The organism is Paenibacillus gyeongsangnamensis, assembly GCF_027533625.1.
Classification (GTDB): Bacteria; Bacillota; Bacilli; order Paenibacillales; family NBRC-103111; genus Paenibacillus_G; species Paenibacillus_G gyeongsangnamensis.
The window spans coordinates 544,265-561,128 of sequence record NZ_JAQAGZ010000001.1 but is presented as its reverse complement, the minus strand read 5'-3'; the positions used below and the strand labels follow the sequence as shown (position 1 = coordinate 561,128).

22 protein-coding genes, 1 tRNA gene and 1 pseudogene are annotated in these 16,864 nt (G+C 51.3%); 13 read left to right on the top strand and 11 right to left on the bottom strand.

Annotation, left to right across the window (positions count from 1 at the left end; translation table 11 throughout):
* Positions 1–138 precede the first annotated feature (138 nt).
* Genes O9H85_RS02565 through O9H85_RS02555 form a run of 3 tightly spaced genes read left to right on the top strand, consistent with a single transcriptional unit; the run spans position 139 to position 3,207 of the window.
* The gene (locus tag O9H85_RS02565; protein ID WP_269879695.1) at positions 139–1,059 is read left to right on the top strand and encodes a proline dehydrogenase family protein; all 921 of its coding nucleotides are present in this window, start codon (positions 139–141) and stop codon (positions 1,057–1,059) included.
* A gap of 11 nt (positions 1,060–1,070) precedes the next feature.
* The gene (gene rocF, locus O9H85_RS02560) at positions 1,071–1,991 is read left to right on the top strand and encodes an arginase (RefSeq protein WP_269879694.1); all 921 of its coding nucleotides are present in this window, start codon (positions 1,071–1,073) and stop codon (positions 1,989–1,991) included.
* Positions 1,992–2,004: 13 nt separating this feature from the next.
* A complete protein-coding gene (locus O9H85_RS02555) occupies positions 2,005–3,207 on the top strand; it encodes an ornithine--oxo-acid transaminase (protein ID WP_269879693.1) in 1,203 nt (400 codons plus the stop codon).
* A gap of 87 nt (positions 3,208–3,294) precedes the next feature.
* On the opposite strand, the pseudogene O9H85_RS02550 reads toward O9H85_RS02555, so the two are convergent.
* Both O9H85_RS02550 and O9H85_RS02545 read right to left on the bottom strand, forming a co-directional pair.
* Positions 3,295–3,450 (bottom strand): annotated as a pseudogene (locus tag O9H85_RS02550) (Hsp20/alpha crystallin family protein); the annotation flags it as partial.
* Between the two features lie 76 nt (positions 3,451–3,526).
* Positions 3,527–3,784 carry a DUF3892 domain-containing protein gene (locus O9H85_RS02545; protein ID WP_269879692.1) on the bottom strand — a complete coding sequence of 86 codons (258 nt, stop codon included), beginning with the start codon at positions 3,782–3,784 and terminating at the stop codon, positions 3,527–3,529.
* Between the two features lie 611 nt (positions 3,785–4,395).
* Here O9H85_RS02545 and O9H85_RS02540 point away from each other — a divergent pair.
* Together O9H85_RS02540 and O9H85_RS02535 are read left to right on the top strand one after the other, a co-directional pair.
* Positions 4,396–5,172 carry a right-handed parallel beta-helix repeat-containing protein gene (locus tag O9H85_RS02540; RefSeq protein WP_333474137.1) on the top strand — a complete coding sequence of 259 codons (777 nt, stop codon included), beginning with the start codon at positions 4,396–4,398 and terminating at the stop codon, positions 5,170–5,172.
* Positions 5,173–5,408: 236 nt separating this feature from the next.
* A complete protein-coding gene (locus O9H85_RS02535) occupies positions 5,409–7,046 on the top strand; it encodes a sensor histidine kinase (protein WP_269879689.1) in 1,638 nt (545 codons plus the stop codon).
* On the opposite strand, the gene O9H85_RS02530 is transcribed toward O9H85_RS02535, so the two are convergent.
* The 3 genes from O9H85_RS02530 to O9H85_RS02520 all read right to left on the bottom strand — a co-directional run bounded on the left by O9H85_RS02530 (position 7,015) and on the right by O9H85_RS02520 (position 9,844).
* Positions 7,015–7,533: a divergent PAP2 family protein gene (locus O9H85_RS02530; RefSeq protein WP_269879688.1), complete on the bottom strand. Its 519-nt coding sequence runs from the start codon at positions 7,531–7,533 to the stop codon at positions 7,015–7,017. The genes O9H85_RS02535 and O9H85_RS02530 overlap by 32 nt on opposite strands.
* Before the next feature lie 61 nt (positions 7,534–7,594).
* Positions 7,595–9,046 (bottom strand): hypothetical protein, encoded by a 1,452-nt coding sequence (locus O9H85_RS02525; protein WP_269879687.1) that lies wholly within the window; start codon positions 9,044–9,046, stop codon positions 7,595–7,597.
* 237 nt (positions 9,047–9,283) lie between these two features.
* Positions 9,284–9,844, bottom strand: a complete 561-nt coding sequence (locus O9H85_RS02520) for an NTP transferase domain-containing protein (protein WP_269879686.1) — start codon at positions 9,842–9,844, stop codon at positions 9,284–9,286.
* Positions 9,845–10,051: 207 nt separating this feature from the next.
* On the opposite strand from O9H85_RS02520, the gene O9H85_RS02515 reads away from it, so the two are divergent.
* The gene (locus tag O9H85_RS02515; RefSeq protein ID WP_269879685.1) at positions 10,052–10,774 is read left to right on the top strand and encodes a Crp/Fnr family transcriptional regulator; all 723 of its coding nucleotides are present in this window, start codon (positions 10,052–10,054) and stop codon (positions 10,772–10,774) included.
* Here O9H85_RS02515 and O9H85_RS02510 read toward each other — a convergent pair.
* On the bottom strand, positions 10,771–11,067 hold the full coding sequence (locus O9H85_RS02510; RefSeq protein WP_269879684.1) for a DUF1811 family protein: 297 nt from the start codon (positions 11,065–11,067) through the stop codon (positions 10,771–10,773). The genes O9H85_RS02515 and O9H85_RS02510 overlap by 4 nt on opposite strands.
* Positions 11,068–11,216: 149 nt before the next feature.
* Here O9H85_RS02510 and O9H85_RS02505 point away from each other — a divergent pair, with 149 nt between their 5' ends.
* Both O9H85_RS02505 and O9H85_RS02500 read left to right on the top strand, forming a co-directional pair.
* On the top strand, positions 11,217–11,441 hold the full coding sequence (locus tag O9H85_RS02505) for a hypothetical protein (protein ID WP_269879683.1): 225 nt from the start codon (positions 11,217–11,219) through the stop codon (positions 11,439–11,441).
* Positions 11,442–11,508: 67 nt separating this feature from the next.
* Positions 11,509–11,961 carry a PilZ domain-containing protein gene (locus tag O9H85_RS02500; RefSeq protein ID WP_269879682.1) on the top strand — a complete coding sequence of 151 codons (453 nt, stop codon included), beginning with the start codon at positions 11,509–11,511 and terminating at the stop codon, positions 11,959–11,961.
* On the opposite strand, the gene O9H85_RS02495 is transcribed toward O9H85_RS02500, so the two are convergent.
* Positions 11,938–12,873, bottom strand: a complete 936-nt coding sequence (locus O9H85_RS02495; protein ID WP_269879681.1) for a hypothetical protein — start codon at positions 12,871–12,873, stop codon at positions 11,938–11,940. The genes O9H85_RS02500 and O9H85_RS02495 overlap by 24 nt on opposite strands.
* Before the next feature lie 151 nt (positions 12,874–13,024).
* Here O9H85_RS02495 and O9H85_RS02490 point away from each other — a divergent pair.
* A tRNA-Val gene (locus O9H85_RS02490) sits at positions 13,025–13,097 on the top strand.
* A 147-nt stretch (positions 13,098–13,244) separates the two neighbouring features.
* On the opposite strand, the gene O9H85_RS02485 is transcribed toward O9H85_RS02490, so the two are convergent.
* A complete protein-coding gene (locus O9H85_RS02485) occupies positions 13,245–13,667 on the bottom strand; it encodes a hypothetical protein (protein WP_269879680.1) in 423 nt (140 codons plus the stop codon).
* 200 nt (positions 13,668–13,867) lie between these two features.
* Here O9H85_RS02485 and O9H85_RS37635 point away from each other — a divergent pair, with 200 nt between their 5' ends.
* On the top strand, positions 13,868–14,260 hold the full coding sequence (locus tag O9H85_RS37635; protein ID WP_409348083.1) for a CBO0543 family protein: 393 nt from the start codon (positions 13,868–13,870) through the stop codon (positions 14,258–14,260).
* Between the two features lie 97 nt (positions 14,261–14,357).
* On the opposite strand, the gene O9H85_RS02480 is transcribed toward O9H85_RS37635, so the two are convergent.
* Positions 14,358–14,627: a YolD-like family protein gene (locus O9H85_RS02480; RefSeq protein ID WP_269879679.1), complete on the bottom strand. Its 270-nt coding sequence runs from the start codon at positions 14,625–14,627 to the stop codon at positions 14,358–14,360.
* A 201-nt stretch (positions 14,628–14,828) separates the two neighbouring features.
* Here O9H85_RS02480 and O9H85_RS02475 point away from each other — a divergent pair, with 201 nt between their 5' ends.
* The 3 genes from O9H85_RS02475 to O9H85_RS02465 all read left to right on the top strand — a co-directional run bounded on the left by O9H85_RS02475 (position 14,829) and on the right by O9H85_RS02465 (position 15,549).
* The gene (locus tag O9H85_RS02475; RefSeq protein ID WP_269879678.1) at positions 14,829–14,990 is read left to right on the top strand and encodes a hypothetical protein; all 162 of its coding nucleotides are present in this window, start codon (positions 14,829–14,831) and stop codon (positions 14,988–14,990) included.
* A 35-nt stretch (positions 14,991–15,025) separates the two neighbouring features.
* Positions 15,026–15,184 carry a hypothetical protein gene (locus tag O9H85_RS02470; protein WP_269879677.1) on the top strand — a complete coding sequence of 53 codons (159 nt, stop codon included), beginning with the start codon at positions 15,026–15,028 and terminating at the stop codon, positions 15,182–15,184.
* A gap of 200 nt (positions 15,185–15,384) precedes the next feature.
* Positions 15,385–15,549, top strand: coding sequence for a hypothetical protein (locus tag O9H85_RS02465; RefSeq protein WP_269879676.1), 165 nt, complete (start codon positions 15,385–15,387; stop codon positions 15,547–15,549).
* A gap of 5 nt (positions 15,550–15,554) precedes the next feature.
* Here O9H85_RS02465 and O9H85_RS02460 read toward each other — a convergent pair whose 3' ends face one another.
* Positions 15,555–15,941 carry a VOC family protein gene (locus O9H85_RS02460; protein WP_269879675.1) on the bottom strand — a complete coding sequence of 129 codons (387 nt, stop codon included), beginning with the start codon at positions 15,939–15,941 and terminating at the stop codon, positions 15,555–15,557.
* Between the two features lie 39 nt (positions 15,942–15,980).
* Positions 15,981–16,862 carry an ATP-dependent DNA ligase gene (locus tag O9H85_RS02455; protein ID WP_269879674.1) on the bottom strand — a complete coding sequence of 294 codons (882 nt, stop codon included), beginning with the start codon at positions 16,860–16,862 and terminating at the stop codon, positions 15,981–15,983.
* Positions 16,863–16,864: the final 2 nt, after the last annotated feature.

Sequence of the window (16,864 nt, the reverse complement as noted above, 5' to 3'; positions counted from 1 at the left end):
CTTTTTTCTTTGCAGCTCCCGTGTGGCGTTTAGACGAGTTCTGAATACGATATATCAACGAAGTAACGGGTTGTGATCCTGTATGCTCGCACCCTGGAATATGCATTACATATAAGCACAGGAAGGAGGGGCACCGCCATGGAACTGGGTACACGACTATTCCGCTCCATTCTGCTGACGCTGGCAGGCAATCGGGCCGTCGAAGCCGCAGCGCTGCGTTACGGCCTTCAACTGGGCGCAGCCCGATTCGTAGCCGGTGTAACGCTCGAGGAGGCCATGCTCCGGGTGGCTGATCTTGAAGCGAAAGGAATTTCCGTCACGCTGGATCATTTGGGCGAGGGCGTCAGAACGGTGCAAGAATCGGAGAGCTTCATGGAGGAATATCTCCGAATGGTCGACCGCCTTGCGGCGGGAGCTGCGGATGTGAATGTTTCGTTGAAACCGACCCAAATGGGGCTTGCCTTGGACGAAGAGACGACCTGCACCTATATCAGGCAAATCGTTCGGCGTGCTGAAGATCAGCAAGGCTTCGTGTGTCTGGATATGGAAAACTCGCCATATACGGATGCAACCCTCCGAATGGTCCGCCGCCTGCGTGCGGAAGGCTTGAACGGAGTAGGCACGGTCGTTCAGGCTTGCATGCGCAGAAGTCTGCACGATGTTGACCGGCTGACCCGCGAGCGCGTCCCTCTCCGTCTGGTGAAGGGGGCCTACAAGGAGCCGAAGCCCTTGGTCCTGGCCCGAAAGCAGGAGGTCGACGAGAACTTCATCCGCTTGATCGGTATCCGCCTGTCCTCCGGCGTGTTCACCTCCATTGCCACGCACGACGAGCGCATCATCCGGGCGGCTCAGAAGCTTGTTCGACGACTCCAGGTGCCGCCCGATAGGTTTGAATTTCAGATGCTGTATGGTGTTGCCTCGCCGCTGCAGGAAAGGCTTGTTCAAGAGGGCTATAAAGTGCGCTGCTATGTGCCCTACGGCCGCAAATGGTATCCGTATTTTGTCCGCAGGCTGGCAGAGCGTCCTGCCAATCTGTGGTTTGTGATCAAAAATTGGTAGGAGGAGGGCCCATGTACGCTTCTGCACATTCCAAGAAAATCACCCTGCTTCCTGTTCCTTTCGACTGGGGTGCCGGCCGCCGCGGCGCAAAGGACGGGCCCGAAGCGATTCTTCGGACCGGGCTGGAACGCAAGCTCCGTCTGCTCCGTCACGAGGTGGAGACCGCTCCGGCGCTCCCGGAATTCAAGCCTCTCTCGTCCGCGGACGCACGGGCGGCTCCGCACGCCCTCAAGCATCTGGACGCAGTGGCCGACATGAACGAGGCGCTGGCGCTGCAGGTGTCAGCCCTTGTCGGTCAAAGGCGCTTTCCGATTATCCTTGGCGGAGACCACAGCATCGCCATCGGAACGATTGCGGGATTGTCCGCACACTACAAACAGCTCGGCGTACTTTGGTTCGATGCCCATTCGGACCTCAATACCGCAGATACGAGTCCGTCAGGCAATCTGCACGGCATGTCCCTGGCCGTCAGTCTTGGACTAGGCCATGACCGGCTTGTGAAGCTGCTGGGCCGGTGCCCTAAAGTGCTTCCGGAGCACATTGTTATCGTCGGCGCCCGGGATTTGGACGAAGGAGAGAAGCAGCTTATCCGCCAGCTTGGCATCCGCTGCTTCACCATGCAGGATATCGATCGGTACGGCATCGGTAAAGTGCTTGAAGAGGCCGCCCGGCAGCTTCAAGGGACGGATGGCGTACACGTCAGCTTCGACATCGACAGCGTCGATCCGAACGAAGCCCCAGGCACTGGAACGCCTGTTCCCGGGGGGATGAGCTACCGTGAAGCCCATTATGCGATGGAGCTGCTCCAGGAATCCGGGATGGTCACCTCCGCGGAGCTGGTGGAAGTTAACCCTTCCCTGGAACCGGGACAACGAACCTCCAGGCTCGCTTCCGGACTTCTCCTTTCCCTGCTGGGAGAAACGATATTATAAAGGAGGCCGGGACATGACGTTCTCGAATGAAGTGATCTCAGCAAACGGTCGCTGGGGGACCCCCAACTATCATCCGCTGCCGATTGTGATCAGTGAAGCGCAGGGGGTCTGGGTAAAGGATCCGGAAGGCAACCGGTACATGGATATGCTGAGCGCTTACTCCGCACTGAATCATGGACACCGCCATCCCCGTATTCTCCAGGCTCTTCAGGATCAGGCGGCCAAGGTGACCTTAACCTCCCGGGCGTTCCATAACGAGCCGCTCGCCCGTTTCTACGAGAAGCTGGCACGTTATACCGGCAAGTCGATGATTCTCCCGATGAATACCGGGGCCGAAGCGGTCGAAACCGCTGTGAAAGCGGCAAGGCGCTGGGCCTACCGGCACAAAGGCGTTCCGGACGGGAAGGCGGAAATTCTCGTCTGCGAGGGCAACTTCCATGGACGAACGGTTACCGTTACCTCCTTCTCTTCTTCCGCGGAGTACAAAGACGGCTTCGGTCCCTTCACCCCGGGATTTCGCGTTATCCCGTACGGCAGCCTGGAGGCGCTGAAGCAATCCGTAACCCCGCACACCGCGGCTTTTCTGGTCGAGCCGATTCAAGGCGAGGCCGGTATTGTCCTGCCGCCGGACGGCTATCTTAGGGAAGCTGCGGCGATATGCAAGCAGCACCGGGTGCTGCTTATGGCCGATGAAATTCAGACCGGCTTCGGGCGAACCGGTTACCGATTCGCTTGCGATGCCGATGGGATCGAGCCCGATGTATATATTCTGGGGAAAGCGCTGGGCGGCGGCGTGCTTCCCGTCTCGGCCGTAGCGGCCGACCGGGAGATTCTCGAGGTCTTCGGTCCGGGCTCGCACGGTTCGACCTTCGGAGGCAATCCGCTCGCATGCGCCGTAGCCGTCGCCGCCCTGCAGGTGACGGAGGATGAGGCGCTGGCCGAACGTTCCCGTGAACTGGGCGATTACTTCCTGAACCTTCTCTGTAAGCTGCGCCATCCGCTGATCTCCGGCATCCGCGGCCGCGGCTTGTTCATCGGCCTCGAACTGTCGGTCCCTGCCCGACCCATCTGCGAAGTGCTGATGCGAGCCGGTGTGCTCTGCAAAGAGACGCACGAGAATACGATCCGCTTCGCTCCCCCCCTGATCATTACCCGCGAGGAGCTGGATTGGGCCTATGAACGGATTCAATCGGTGCTGCTCTCCCTAAACGAATAATCGTTCGCCTAAAATTAATTTTCATGCAAAAAAAGTCCAGCGGTTGCTGGGCTTTTATTATTGCAAAGGCTCTGTTATTCTTGTTTGTTAGTGAAAATCTACATCAATTTTCCTTTTAATATCCGGTTTTGTTTTAGGCATATGGATTTCTAATATACCGTTTTTATACGTAGCTTTGACTCCTTCCGAAGTAACCGAAGCCGGCAAGCCAATAGATCGGTGAAATCGGCCAATGAAATATTCTCATAACAAAAAATGTAAAAACCCGAGAAATATCTCGGGTTGGTTTGTTTACTTGGGGTTTACTCGTCGACCTTAATTAAAACGTTGGCAAATTGTCAAGATTGTTATCTTTTCGTCCATCCGGGTCCGATCTTAGGTGTTCTTCATTGTCTCGCCCCCGAAATACATTTAAATGCTGGATCTCATTGTTCTTAACCATGGCTTGAGCGGTCTTATAGTCAACAATTTTCCCTGAAGTCAGCTTCAATTCAACAATATCGCCATCACCGTTTTTTCTGACCGCTACAACTTCCTCTTGTTGGTTTTGTTGATTCTCTAGCTTGTATTGATCCATTTTTGCCTCCGCTAGTTAGTTTAAATCATAACTTTTATGCTCTTACGTGTATTAGACATCCGCAGACAAATAATAGTATTTGCATAGCGAGCAAAAATTAATCGTCCACACCGATCTTACATAAAAACAATCACAGAAAAAGACAACAATATTGCGAAAGAAATAAGCAATTGAGCGAAACATGAAAACCATTACATGAGATAAATTTATTGTAATCGGTTATACAACATTAAATGTAACCGGTTAATAAGCCTTCATAGCAAAGGTCCACTCCGAATGGAAGGCGACTACATTTCTTTTAAAGAAAGGAGGGCAGGAGGAATCGTTTTTTCAAAAATCCAATGAGAAGGGTGATTTGTGTTGATACATGCTCATGGGAATGTAAAGAAAGCTTTCTTGATTGCTTTAGCGGTTTGTCTATTGGCGCTCTATTGGTACAATACACCGCGAAAAACCTATGCAGCAACCCGAACGATAAATTGCAGCACTGTTGCTTGTATTCAAAGCGCAATGCTAAACGCACAGCCTGGCGATGACATTACTATCGACGCCGGAACATATACGGGAAGCAAATCCACCAGCGGATTTTCAAACGCCTTTTTCTATTCAGTGTGAACGGTACCCCCTCCGCTCCGATTACGATTGAAAGCGCAAGTACCACGAATGAGGCTATTTTATCCGGTACTGGAACGAGCAGCGGATATGCCCTTTACATTACTGGTGATTATTGGATCGTAAAAAATTTGAAAGTGACGAATGCTCAAAAGGGGATTGTGCTGGATAATTCCAATTATTCCGTATTGGATAACGTAGAAGTGTACGGCTTAGGCCAAGAAGGAGTCCATTTCCGAGACGGCAGTTCTAATAATACACTGCAAAACTCTTACGTTCATGATACAGGTAAAATCGATCCCGGATTCGGCGAGGCTGTGTATGTAGGTTCCGACAATGGCGTATGGAGCACGTACAATTCTAAATGCGATAACAATATCATCAGCAACAATACACTCGGTCCGAACGTTACTGCAGAACACGTCGATATTAAAGAAGGAACCACAGGTACGGTTGTGGCATATAATACCTTCAACGGTACCGGAATTAGCGGACAAAATAGCGCAGACAGCTTCGTCGATACAAAAGGCAACAATGCGAGCGTCCATGATAATACGGGTTCGCGCAACAATAACAGCAATATCGTCGATGCGTTCCAAATGCATGTTCAAGTATCGGGCTGGGGGCTAAACGCAGACTTCAGCAACAATACAGTGAACCTCGATAATACTACTGGGTATGTGGTGAATGCGGTAACCGGAACAACGGCAAAAGCTCATAACAACACACGCAATCCGAGCGGGAATATGTATAAAGGATCTGTAACCGTTTATTAATGTTCATCCTGGGCCGGGGGATTCTCCCGGCTCTATTTTATTACAAGGCTATCTACTTATATCCAAGATGGGTTACGAATCTCTATGGTATCGTTTTGTCTGAAGTGTCTGAACCGGGGCCGTACCCTGGGAAAAAAGTTTCACCGAACCACGGGACGTAAGCAGGAATTCATCGAACGATACAGAATTCCAATAATATACAATAATCTCATATCGGTCGGGAGTTGGAGTTCTCCATGAATGGTAAATGGCTCTATCTCGTTTATGCTGGCCTCATCAGCGCCTACTCCTTGTATTTCGACAAAACGCCGAATTCCTGGCTCTTATTCGCGTTTGCAGCGGCTTATGCGTTATCTCAGCTCTTGCAGGATCGATTCAACACGTATCTTCCGCTGCAGGTTGCGCTGCTCCTTGGCTTCCATGCCTTCAGCGCGACCGATCTATGCCTCCCGCTTTATTGGTTTCATTTGCTCCGGGAGTTCGAGCGCCCGACCTGGCCTTCCGCCTGGACTCAGCTTTGGCTTACCTTGTCGTTCGGCGTCATCGCGCTGACATATAAGCCGCTCTCTCAGGTGAATTTTGTTTCGACTCTGTTCATTACCGTCAGCTTTTATATTCTCTTTATGTTATTCCGTAAACATATCCGTGACATTGAGAATCAAAAGCAGCTCTTAACCAACGAGAAAAAGCATCTCAGCACACACGATGCGCTGACCGGTCTTTATAATTACCAAGAATTTCACCGTCAGCTTGAGCGTCTCGTCGACGCGGGCCGTCCGCTCATTCTCGTGATGATCGATTGCAAGGATTTAAAGTCATTGAATACGACGAACGGCTTTCAGGGCGTGAACAAAATACTGCGCCAAGCTGCCCAGCTCTTGCGAATCATGTTCCCCGAAGCTTCCTTAATCAGCCGGTACGGCGGAGACGAATTCGCTATCGTCGTAGAAAGCGAGGATATCCCTCAATCGATGAATGCGATTACACGAATGCTGGCTTCCGAATTCCCGAAGCTGACGGGCATTGATATTAATTTCGGGATGGCTTGTTATCCGCAAGAGGGGATGACCAAGGATGATTTGATCCTGATCGCGGAACGATCGCTTTATTTAATGAAGAGGGATACCTGGCTTAAGCGCGAGGAGCATATGCTGAGATCGGAGAAGCTCCGCGTGGTCGGGGAGCTGGCGTCGGGCATGGCGCATGAAATCCGCAATCCTTTAACGACGATCAAGGGCTTTCTGCAGCTTTCCAAAGCCGGGAATTATAACATTAAGACGTGGTATGATCTGATCATGGACGAAATCAACCGGATGAGCATGCTGACAGCGGAATTCCTTCAGTTCTCCAAGCCTCATATGACCCAGTTCCGTCCGCAAAAGCTGCAAAGCTGCATATACCGGGTGATTTCCTTATTGGATTCGGAATCCACCCGGCTGGGACATCATATTGATTTCCAAAGTCCGGAGGATCCCGTATTCATTCTGATGGATCAGGACAAAATGCTCCAGCTGCTGCTGAATCTGATCAAGAATGCGTTCGAAGCTATACCGGAGCAAGGAACGGTACTTATCAAGCTAAGCGTATCCGGAGACGATGCGGTGCTCGAAATTGAGGATAACGGCAAAGGTATTCCTGACAACGAGCTTGAGAAAATATTCATCCCGTTCTATACCACGAAGGATTCCGGCACCGGTCTCGGCTTATCGATATGCCATAAGATCGTACAGGATCATGACGGCACGATCGAAGTGGAAAGTGAACTTGGGATCGGCACGAAATTCACCATCACCCTCCCCGTACATCACTCCGACTCCCCTGCTGGCTTAAGCGACACTGCCGTTAAGTCAGACGCGCCCACAATCTACGTATAACTTGGGAAGCCTTGGCTGCTCTCCCCTTCGATGCCGGCTCGGTCACAGCGCTAATCCAGCCGATGAGCGTACCGAGAAGAGCCCCGCCCAGCACTTCCTCCGGAAGATGGCCGAGCTTCTCTTCGAGCTCTTTCTCCCTCTTCTGGTGAAGATGGGGAGAGCTTTTCTCCGTCAGCTTGACAACAGTTTTTTCCAGATGGTTCACTTCGGATGCAATCAGACCGGTATGCCTGCGAATGCCCATGGCATCGTAGATTACGATAACTCCGAGCAGGGCAGATAACGAAAAAAAGGGTGAAGAAACGCCCTTCTTCACTCCTAAATAAGCGGCCAAAGCCGCAACGCCGGCCGAATGCGAGCTGGGCATGCCCCCAGTCCGGACGAGATCCTTCCATTCCCATCGTCCGGACTCCCGTATGCGTCCAGGGATCTTCATCGCTTGAGCCGCGCCGATACTGACAAGGGACGTCCATAACGCCCGATTCATAACCATCACCTCAAGCTTAGCATCCGAAACCTTCGCCCATTCTATACCTGATGCTAAGTGCTTACTGAGGCTTCAAGTCGAGGCTGCTTAGGTCTTTGTTCCATACCCAGGACATGCCTGTCAGTTCCCCCAAATCCGCCGCGGCCAACGTCACATTTTCTCCCGCTTTCTCCAGCTTCCTGCGCAAACGAACCTTCTTCCCGTCCACCTCCGCCTCATCCTCGGTGCCTTTTGTCAACCGAATGGTATGGGAATTTAGCCGGATCACCGTCTCCTTAGGCGAGGAGTCGCCCGGGTCCTTGATCAAATCGACAGGCACATATAATGTTCCGTCCTTCTCCTTGAAGCCGGTCCCTGCCCCCTGCTGCTTGCCGTTGATGAATAAATGGATAAGGGGCCAACGAACCATTCCCTCCTTCTGCAGCATGAACAATAACCCCTGCTTTTCCCAAGGCGGCGGAACATCGCGCAATTGATTCGAGGCGTTGTCAACTTCATACCAGTTCATATACATCGGCGTTTGCGCCAAGAGACGTGCGGTGCCGTCATATGCCCAAACCGTCAGGTGAAAATAAGCATTCGTCTGAGCGCTCAACGGATCCGGCCAATCGAGCAAGCATTCCACCGCTTCTTTCCCTTCCGCAACAGCCGTACTCTTGCTAACCTTCGGAATGGAGCCGTCTCCGGAGAAAGCCACCAATTGAAGGCCGTATTGGATCGGGCCTCGAATTCCTTCCTTGTCCGACGATCGGAATCGGACGAGAAGCTTGTCGCTTCCTTCCTGCTCCGTGAATTGGAGTTCCTGGACTGAAGGCTCCTGCAGAAGCGTTTTGTGAGGCAGTCCTGCCGCCTTCTCCCAGTATTCCCTCACAGCCGGAAGAGTCGTAACCGGCGGGATATATTCATTCTCGTGCCGGACCAAGTGAATGACATCGAGCGGATTCTGAGGCGGCCTGGCGGCACCGATACCGAACAGCATGACATAATCCTCCGCCATAATCTCTCCCGGATCCCACTTATGAACATCCGGCAGCGTACTCCCCGCCCATCGAACCGGATAACCCCCGAGTCCTCTCAGCTTGGACCAGACGTTCGTTTCTTTAAGCTGGTCGGGAAATATGCCTTCTTGCCGTTTCAGCCAATAGTATGTAAAATGATGCCCATACTCATGAATGAGCGTTTTTTCCAAAGGAAGCGTATCCGATTCATACAGACGGATCGTCTTTTCCTTCTCATTATAATTTCCGACGCGGGGGCCATTTGCTCCTTTGCTCTTCTCCGGCAGGAGGAGCACTCGCTTTAGCGAGGCGAGCTCTTCGCCGTGCTCACACTTCAACAAGACGCGGTACAGCTCCTCCAGCCGATCGACGCTCCACATGGAGCCGTAGCTGATAAACTGAATCCCCTCCGGTGAAGTATAAGTGACGGACGTAAGCTCCGGCTCCGCCAGCGCATCCTTGGAAGCCGTACCGAGTAAAAGAAGACAAACCAGAACAAGACCCCATATTTTCATTTGTGTCAGCCCCCGCGAGCATAAAATGACAACGTTTACATGTTAGTTTATGATTCATAATATCACATTTTGACTTCATTCGGTGATAAATTTTTGTAAAAAACGGCCCCGGAAATACGGTTGAAGTGAACCGCTTTCCAAGAACCGCCTACGACCGCTTGTTCAGCCGACTCCTTCATTCTTCCCGGATGCGGCGGCGTCAAACATCCCGAGCGTCCGCTCGTAATGCTCCTCCGTTTAGATGCGCAGGTTCCAGCCCGGCGCCACCCCATGGTCCGCCAGCATCGCCTCCTCCGCTCCCGCCCACCTTAGACGTGCAAAGAAGCTTTCCCATCTCCGCTCGTTCACCGACATCAACCCATTCAGCTCATCGAGACAAGACCGCCTTATCATGCCGCCGTAAGGAGAAATCTTGCCTCTGCTGGAGGGAAAGACCGCGTCGTAACCGAACACCTGCAAATGCTCCAGTAAAAACAACGCCGCCGCGGAGGACAGAAGAGGCATGCCCATGGCGGTAACCCACGCCTCGCTGCCTTTCGACAAGGCCAATGCGGCATGCAGCCCGCCGAGCGGTCCCCGCTCGGGGTAATAATCCGTAATCACCCTCACCGATCGGGGGACGTGCTCCAGCCATGCTCTGGGTTCGTTCGTTACCATGACTACCTCGCTGCAAACACATTGCATCCTTGCGATTTGTTCACCCAGAACCGTTCCATTGGACAGCGGCAGAAGGCCAAGCGCAACACCGTGAACGATTCGCGTCGGCCCGCCCGCCAGAATGATACCGGACAGCGTCATGACGCCACTTCCTCCCTTGTCATAAGATCACTGATTCCACTATAGTCCGATAAAACGCGTTTGGCTGTAAGTTAAATCACTACATTTTATGAAAAGTTGGAAATCTGTGATTTTGCTCACATCCCCTTTGACCGAATATGGAGTATCTTAATGACATAGAACGAGAAAGCGCCGCGATGCGACGCGGACTTGATGGAGGGATATTCCATGATCGACGCGAACCTTCGCCAGACGGATGCGCACGTATCCAATACCCAATGCTTCTCCGAGGGCAGCCTGGAACGGATCAAGGAAATTATGTACGAAATGAAACCTGCGGCCGGCAGCCATCTGTTCTGGGAAGGCGATCAGGCGGATCGATTATATTATCTCAAGCGCGGCAGAGTAAAGATCACGAAGAGCAGCGATGACGGCAAAAGCTTTATTCTGTATGTATATAACGAAGGGGATTTGTTCGGACAGCTGGATCCGTTCCAAAATTCGGTTCACAGCTTTAATTGCGAGGTCACCGAGGACAGCGTGATCGGCGTCATTCTGCAAAAGGATCTCGAGGTGCTTCTATGGCAGCACGGGGATTTGGCGGTTGAATTTATGAAATGGATGGGACTCATGCACCGGATGACGCAGACCAAGTTCAGAGATCTGATGATGTTCGGGAAGCCCGGTGCACTCTGCTCAACCTTGATCCGGCTCTGCAATACGTACGGTCAGGAGCATGGAACGTCGATCGTGATAACGAAGAAGCTCACGAACAGTGAGCTCGCCGACATGATCGGTGCTACCCGCGAGAGCGTGAACCGGATGCTCAGCGATCTGCGCAGAGCGGATATCATCGACACGGAAAACCAATTATTGGTAGTTAAAAACTTATCTTATCTGCGCGATATTTGCCAATGCGAGAATTGTCCCAAGGACATGTGCCGCATTTAGAGCAGCCTTGACAGCATCGAGATCGGGAAGCTCGCTTCCCGGTCTTCCCCCATGGTTCCCCAAGCCATCATCCCGTTCACGTATTCGAGCTCAAAGGGCAGCTGATGGCCATCCACCTTGTATACGCCCGGAGGGAAATCCTCAGCCTTGAGTGTATAGGCTTTCGCTGTGAAATATTTACGCTCCAGCACCGCCTTCTGGCTCGGGAATTGGGCCAGCCTCATCTCCTCCTGAATCTGCTTCATTTCGAGCTCCAGTTCTTCCTCCGTCATTTGACTGTACAGCTTCTTCATCACTTTTCCTCCAATGGATGTATGGATTTTCAGATTTGCTCATGTCTGTTTTGATCGGTTTATGTCAAGATATGTAACAATATTTTCCTAGTATTTTCATAGAGATGAGATATAATAGAATTAATCAGATGGAGGGAGGAAGTTGGCAAATGACAACGGAATTATGTTTTGACGACCGCAAAATTCCCGTAAGTTTCATTTCTAGCGACCAGAAGGCGATTCCCCGGTTAATCAGCGTGCTGGAGAAGACGAGAATACAGTCCCTAGGCCCCGGCCCATCCTACATCAACCAAATCGAGCGGATTGAGATTATTGGCAATAACGCTGTACTGCACAGCAATAAGGAAGAACGTATCCATCTGCCGCTCTTTTGAGAGTGGTTTTTTCTTTTTTTTAACCAGAAGCCTTCACTTCCGCCTATAAAAAGGAATGTTGATTACTATGCCTATCGATACAAACAAACGAAGCTTTTTCCGGCTGCCCTTCGCGCATCCGTTAGGGGCGGAGCTCAAAATTATCGGTCAAAACGACATGGACTCGGGAACCAAGATGCTTCCGGCCGCAATCCTTGATCTCAGCGCCGGCGGCGCCAGGGTATATACGGCCGCGCCGCTTCCGGAAGAGTCAAGCATGCTCGTCGAGCTCCGCTTTACCGCCTTGGGCTCGGTTTACCGGCCCTTCGGACCTGTCGTTCGGTCTATCCTTACTGCCCAAGGACAATATGAATATAGCATCCAATTCTCGTTGGACGAGAACGGAACGGCGGCGCTGACCGGGATGCTTAACCAGCTTGCGGTTAAGCTCCGGAAAACGCCGACGCTGCCCAGCTGCAGCTTCTGTACCGAGGAAGAGCTCGCTGACTTTGGCTTCTTAACTCTTCGGTCGACCCGATAAGCCGGCTGTCAAGTAGCTTTTTCCCGATTCGGTGTGCCAGATCCAGCTGTGGAATTGCAGCTGCTCCGGACGAAGCCGCTCATGCATATCCTTCAGCCCCCATACGGCAGCCTCCATTCCATACTTACCGAAGCTCTGGAACAGGAAGGCTGTCCGTTCTTTTTCCGTAGGAATGGAGTAAAGCTCGTCGGCCACCCACCGTGTCTTTTCATCGAGAAGAACGACATCCGTCCACAGCACGATACGGCCCTCCGCCTTCACCATGCGTACAAGAAGCTGATTATAATCGGTTATGAGACTATTGCGAAGATAGCTCATCGCCTCCATAATTTGGCGAATTTCTTGTTCGCTGTATTGACTCGCATACCCGGCGAAACGCTCCAAGGCATCGACATAGAACAACTGCGTATGTACACCGCTGGATACCACCAGAGAGAACGCCGACTTCAAATAAGACAGCGCCTCATGCCTCCTCACGCGAAACGCGCAATCTCTGAGGAACGAGGAAAGTGCTGACGCGGATGCCTGATTCGCCAGCAGCTCTTCAAACTCTTCGTAATACTGTACCTGGTCAAGCGCCGTATAATCGATCCGGTTCATCGACTTGATCCGGCTCGCGATAAACCCGCCTGCAGATTCCGCCCATTCATCCACCGCATTATCTTCCGAGTCGATGACGGTCACCTGTTGAAACTGCGCAGCCAACCCGGGCAAATTCACATCCCCATGGTTTCCAGCCCCGAGCACCGCAGCTTTCTCCGGAATACCGAGCAGCTCTACCGACTGCTCAATCAGACGGCGAACCTGATACCGGTGCGTCGCAAATTCATGCTCCCCCCAGTCGAGCGCCTGTTCTCCGGACGGGTTCAGCCCTCGACCCAACCCCGCGGGTATCCATCCGTAATCCCTCATGTCATTCCCTCTTCCCTCTGCTAAACTTTCTGTTGAAAATTATATCATACTCTTTTCTTTCCTTAAAATATTTTTAAAATATCGCTTGACTTCATCGGCTAATCTTGGTATTATAAAAAACGTCCCCAAAACGACATGAAATACTTACCGTGACTTGTTAGCTCAGCTGGGAGAGCACCATCTTGACAGGGTGGGGGTCAGTGGTTCGAGCCCACTACAGGTCATACAGAAAAACCCTTGATAAATCAAGGGTTTTTCGCTTTTTTCAAATGAAAATCCGGAATGTATTCGTACCTTAAAAATGCGGAATAGGCTGCAGCCGGGAAGGAGGTGCAGCCTATTCATCTATTTTTGTTTAACGATATGTTTTCTCAGGTCAGCGAATAAGCCGCAGCGCTAAACGTTACAGGCCCGACAACGTTTGCCTCCCCCGGCCCGCCATTACTAATTTGTCCCGAGTACATATGAAATCCGACAGTTACGTTAAAATCACCGGCATGAAAATTAAAAGCTACGGGGAATGTATTGGGGTTCAGTCCAACCTCGGAAATCCAAATCATTTGTCCATCCCGAAAAAACGAAAAAAACAAGGCGGTGCCTCTTAAAGATAATGGATTGGCAATGACTACAAACAATTGCAAATCCACACGGTTCTGCGGGCCAGCACTCATGAAAATTCCGAGGAGATTTGTATTCCCGATCGGAGCAGGAATTGTTACTCCATTCGGAAGAACACCAGCTGCAACCGCGCTGCTCGGTTGGCTAATACGGTAATCGATTAAGGTTACCGGCATTCAGCTCACCCTCTCCTAATGACTTAATACACTGTATGTCCAATACAACTTAAATGAAAGGGGCAAGTATCTTCCATAGGGAAAATGCTTGCCTCACTTTGAATCCAAGATATATAGTGACGTGTAAAAGGGAGCGTTTAACCGTAGTTTGATCCCGCCCGGATTAGCGTCAAGAAAGCAGGGATGGTTGGCTGGTTAGCGTGGTTGCTTGCGGATCATTACGGCCATTCTTCTGGTTCCCCTCCTGGACATTAGGCGCTTTAGTGGTCCAAGGCGGATTAATCGAATACCCTATAGGGTTTCTTAAGATGGCTTACCGGGCAAGCTATACTTTTGAGTTTTTCGTCTTCCCTTCGGTAAGTGCCATATTTAATGTCCATTTCCATAAAGAGAAGCCATGGTTTATAAAAACGATATACATCCTTAGCTTTCCGACCATCATTACTATCATTGAAGTCATGCTAGAGAAGTACACCCAATTGATTAAATATTTAAATTGGACATGGTATTGGAGCTTCATCAGCTTCACCATTACGCTGCTCATTTCATATGGGTACTATCTGTGGTTTTTTAGAAAAATCAAGAAAATCTAGAGCTGACGCTTGCGGCCCCCGAAAAAAGTTTGTCCGAAGTTCGAGTCTACGTTACTGAAGCTTCGGATCTATAACCCCCTCCTCCCTTGCAGCACCATCATTCTTCCTTATTCACAATCTCGATCTTCAGCACTTGCTCGAAGTCAACCCATGCGTATTCATTTTTATTCTGAATCTTAATGCTCTTCAGCTGTTTATCGAGCTTGGTGATGTTCCCTTGAAACGTTTGATCCTCGAAATCCGACCACACGGTCACAACGGCTTCTTTCTCCAAAAACATGGCAATACCCAAGCAGTGAATAAGCGATTCCAAGGTGCGGTCGTCCCTTACCGGCCTGGATCTTCGGGTAATTGGATTTGCACTCACAAATAACCCCCCTCGAATACAGAACATACATTCCCATTCTATTGTACTTCTGGAACAGCCTATAGTAAATAGTCAGTCCGCACCAAAAAAGCCCATCCAACATGAATGAGCCTCTTTGGAATGCCGCCCTCTTCATTCGCCGCCACTATAACGACAACTCGTACATAGGATGACATTAAGCTTCTACGAGGAGGGTGGATCATGGTCCATACAAAAGTCAAAACGTACAAGCACAAGATCGGCAAGAACCAATACCTGGTCATCCAAATATTTCAATCGGCGGTAGCGACGGCCCATACCGGCAATGCGCTTGCCAGCAACGCCGTGAACGTGAAGATTTTCAAATCGCATAAAAAACGTTAACGAACCCACCCCATTCTGCAGAGGAGGTGAGAAACGTGCCGAAAACATGGAAAAGCTCCAAGGCGCAGCAAAGTAAAAATGCCGTTCGGGTCAAGCAATCCGCTCAAGCAAGAACAGGGCAAGGAGGCAATGCTTTTGCCATCAATGCTTCCGACGTCGGCGTTGTCCGAACGGACGTCGTTCCGAAAAAATAAGGAAGAGAGAGGACCGCTTCCTCTCTCTTTCTCAATTTTCTCCGTTCTCTCGCCAAAAATAAAGTTCAACAGAGCTTGCCGCCCGCACTTTTTGTCGAAATCGGTCATTCTTTATCCTGTTTTGTGGTGTGCGCCACATTATTTATCCGAGCCTTATGGTACATTAGATTTAAGCCCTGTCAGAAAGGTTGTGAGTCTCCATGATGGGATCGCAAGGCGTAACGAATGAAGAGCTGGCCCTGCTTTTATCGAGTCCGTACGAGTCAATCGGGACGGCTGCAGAAGCAACGGGCTTTATCCCCCGGTCCATGAAAAAGCGCAAGAGCAAGCCTTGGCTGCTTAGGATTTTATTCTTTGCTCGCTGAACGTACTATGAATCGTAGGTCGAATCGAATTCGATGATGTTATGGTCCGGGTCCAGGATATAGATCTGCGCGAATCCCGCAACGCTCTGCGGCCTCGCTTCATAAGGAATGCCCTGGTTCTCGAGCCAGGCAATGGTGCCGCTGTAGCTTGTTACCCATATTGCAAAATGGCCGTCCACCGAATCGATCCCGCTTGTCCGTAGAGCCTCCCCGTTCGGATGCTCGAGCAAATGCAGCTGCTGGCTGCTTCCGATGGCGTACCAAACTCCCCGTGATTTGAAAGGCGGCCGTTCAATCTCTTGGAATCGAAGCTTGTCCGAATAGAAGCTTCGGGCCAGGGCCAAATCTCTGACCGCTAAGCTGACATGATGGATGCGTTCGAATTGTATCATTTCGGTGGTTCCTCCTCTAATTGAATGGCTGCCCGCCGCCTAAGGGATCCAATGACAGTCCTCCGGCTTCTTATCCCATAAGAAGCCTTGAAATCGCGTATCGCTAAGCTGATGCATGTCGTTTCGCTCTTTGTACGCCATTCGGCAGCAGAGCCGGGGTTCGATCCATTGGGTACGACCTTCCTTCGCGAGATGCAGCGGCTTGGCCAGCTCTAGAAAAGCTTCTTCATCCCCTTGGCGAAATCCTTCTTCCACAATACCGACCTGCTTGTACGGTACCGTCCGGAAATGAAGTCCCGCCACCAGACCGAAAGGGTCGGTACGATATCCCAGAATGATCACGTCGATGGACCGGTAGTGTTTGATCTTGAGCCAATCCTTGCTGAGGGAATGAGGAATGTAGACGGATTGCTTGCGTTTTGCCACGATTCCCTCCAGACCCTGCTCCCCCGTAAGCTGAAAAAGCGCCTTGCCCTCCGCTGGAACGGTCAGGGTAGGAGTTATGTGCACAGACGGCCGAAGAAGCTCCGTAAGGCGCTCCTTGCGCTGAACAAGTGGCTCTGCCGTCACTTCCCTCTCCGCCAGCAGCACGTCGAAAACGACGAAAGCCGCAGGATGCGTTTGGAGTGCATGCCGAATCTTCAGGTCGCTTCCCAGCCTTAGACGGTAGGTAAAATCATCATAGACGGGGCGGCCTCCGCGCAGGCACACGCCTTCGCAATCAAGAATGGCCGCAGACGATTTGATGCAGGCGGCCGCTTCCTTCAGTTCCGGCAATTGAGCCGTGACGCAGCGGCCGCTGCGGGTATAAGCTTCGATCCGGTCCCCCTGCTTATGGAGCAGCAGCCGTGAGCCGTCCCACTTGGGCTCGAAATAATAGTCCGGATCGTCAAAGGGCGCCTCCCGCGCTTCGGCGGCCATCG